The sequence below is a fragment of the Streptomyces sp. MK37H genome (assembly GCF_018035285.1).
GTDB lineage: Bacteria > Actinomycetota > Actinomycetes > Streptomycetales > Streptomycetaceae > Streptomyces > Streptomyces endocoffeicus.
Genome location: NZ_JAAAYH010000728.1, coordinates 1 through 2,535, shown reverse-complemented (window position 1 = coordinate 2,535; position 2,535 = coordinate 1). Strand labels below are relative to the sequence as shown.

2 protein-coding genes are annotated in these 2,535 nt (G+C 69.3%); both read right to left on the bottom strand.

The window, feature by feature from the left end:
* On the bottom strand, window positions 1-897 hold an 897-nt coding region (locus GWI24_RS43285; RefSeq protein ID WP_210951498.1), incomplete at its 3' end, for a family 2B encapsulin nanocompartment shell protein.
* A gap of 91 nt (window positions 898-988) precedes the next feature.
* Entirely contained in the window at window positions 989-2,401 is a 1,413-nt protein-coding gene (locus GWI24_RS43280) for a family 2B encapsulin nanocompartment shell protein (RefSeq protein ID WP_210951497.1), read from the bottom strand.
* Between the last annotated feature and the right edge of the window lie 134 nt (window positions 2,402-2,535).

The following is a 2,535-nucleotide window of genomic DNA, read 5'->3' as shown; positions in this document are numbered from 1 at the left end:
GCGGTTGTTGACGAGCTCGTGCTCCTGGCGTTCGCGCAGGGCCTCGATGGTGAGGCGGAGCTGCTGCTCGACCTGGTTCATGGGTTCGTTGTAGAGATCGGCGACGCGGGTGTGGACGCGCAGCACGGCCTGGGCCACGCTCAGCTCGTACTCGCGGGGCTCCAGTTCGTAGTCCACGAAGGTGCCCGGCAGGGCCGGCTCGCCCGAGTGGCCGGACGCGATGGCGATATCGGCCTCACCGCGCCGGTTCTGAGCGGGGGCGGTCCGCTCGGCGAGCCCCTGGAGATGGTCGCGCAGCGACGCGGAGCGGTCGGCGGCCTCCTGGACGACGCGGCGGGGGAGGGTGAGCACCGTGGTCCGGGTGACGGCCCGGGCGGTGAATTCCCAGGTGTGCTCCGGGCCGGTCAGGACCGCGTCGCCGAAGTACTCCCCGTCGGCCAGCACCGCCAGGGTGCTGCCCTCGTCATACGCGCCGGGGGCGATCTGGCGGACCTTGCCATGGGCGATCAGGAACACCTGGTCGGCCGGGCGGCCCGCCTCCACCAGCACATCCCCCGGCGCGTACTCGCGCTGGACACAGCCGTCGGCCAGCGACTCCAGCACGGAGGTGACCCCGAAGCCGCGCAGCGTCGGCAGCTCGCCCAGCTCCGGCGGGATGACCCGCACCTGTGATCCGGTGGTGATGAACTCCACCCGCCCGTCCCCGACCGTGTAGGTCAGCCGGCGGTTCACCCGGTACGTACCGGCCGACACCTGGACCCAGGGGAGGACGCGCAGCAGCCACCGGGAGGAGATGGCCTGCATCTGCGGAACGGACTTGGTGGTGGTCGCCAGATTCCGTGCGGCGGCCGTGCCCAGACTCAGCGGCTGCTCACCGGTCTCCACGGAGGTGGTCATAAGTGCTCATCACCCATTTCGGTAGATCTTCGGGAAGGTATGCGAAGGCCACAGGCCCGGTCGGGTGGACGTCAGAGTCCGTCGGGCGGATTCAGAGCCCGACTTCCACGTTCTCCAGAATTCCGAGCGCGTCCGGGACGAGCACGGCCGCGGAATAGTAGGCGCTGACGAGATACGAGATGATGGCCTGCTCGCTGATTCCCATGAACCGCACCGAGAGGCTCGGCTGGTATTCGTCGGGAATTCCGGTGCGGTGCAGTCCGATGACCCCCTGGTTCTCCTCCCCGGTGCGCAGAACGAGAACGGAGCTCACCCCGCTCCGGGAGACCGGAATCTTGTTGCACGGGAGGATGGGCACCCCTCGCCAGGCCGGCAGAGCGTGCCCGTTCACCTCCGTCGGCTGCGGGGAGATGCCACGGCTGTTGAACTGCCGGCCGATCGCCGCGATGGCGCGCGGATGCGCCAGGATCAGCCCCGGGTCCTTCCAGACGGTGGCCAGCAGCGCGTCGAGGTCGTCGGGGGTGGGCGGGCCGCTGCGGGTGTGGATGCGCTGGGAGAGGTCGGCGTTGTGCAGCAGACCGATCTCGGGGTTGTTGATGAGCTCGTGCTCCTGGCGTTCGCGCAGGGCCTCGATGGTGAGGCGGAGCTGCTGCTCGACCTGGTTCATGGGTTCGTTGTAGAGGTCGGCGACGCGGGTGTGGACGCGCAGCACGGTCTGGGCCACGCTCAGCTCGTACTCGCGCGGCGCCAGCTCGTACTCCGCGAAGGTGCCCGGCAGCACCGGCTCGCCCGAGTGTCCCGAGGCCAGCGCGATGGCCGCCTCCCCGTGCTCGTTCCGCTCGGTCTCCGGCGCCGAGCGCACCGCCTCCACATGCGCGCGCAGCCCGGGTGAGCGGTCCAGCTGCTCCTCGAACTCCTGCCGGGGCAGGGCCAGCACCGTGCAGGACGTCACGGCCTTCACGGTGATGCCCCAGGCGCCCGCCTCGGCGGCGGTCAGCTCCGGCTCCCCGATGTGGTCGCCACCGGCGGCCGAGCCGACCACCGACGGCTCGTCGAACGCGCCCTCGGTCAATTTGTCGACCTTGCCGTGGGCGATGAGGAGGAGCTCATCGGCCGGGCGCCCGGCCTCCACCAGCACATCGCCTGGCGCGAACTCCCGTTGGGTGAAGCGGTCCGCCAGGGCCTCGAGCACCGCGGTGTCCTCGAACCGGCGCAGCAGCGGCAGCTCGCGCAGCTCGACCGGGATGACCCGCACCTGTGATCCGGTGGTGGTGAACTCCACCCGGCCGTCCCCGAGCGTATGGGACGCCCGGCGGTTCACCCGGTAGGAACCACCCGGAACCTGCACCCACGGCAGCATGCGCAGCAGCCACCGCGAGGTGATGCCCTGCATTTGCGGAACGGATTTGGTCGTCGTCGCCAGATTCCGCGCGGCCGCCGTGCCGAGGCTCAACTGCGGCTGCGAAATGTCGGTACCGGAACCCGGTTCAACGGACGTCGTCATCGTGAATGCTCACCCATCCCTGTACGGACCTTGAAGAAAAATTCCGCTCGAGCAACTGCCAAGCTATCAGCGGACTTTGGGCTTTTGCATTCACTCAAAAGAGTGCCCGGGTGAGGGTTATGGCGGCGGTCGCC

Excerpts from the sequence above, each read along its gene's own strand:
- GWI24_RS43280 (WP_210951497.1), bottom strand. The coding sequence starts at position 2,401 with ATGACGACGTCCGTTGAACCGGGTTCCGGTACCGACATTTCGCAGCCG.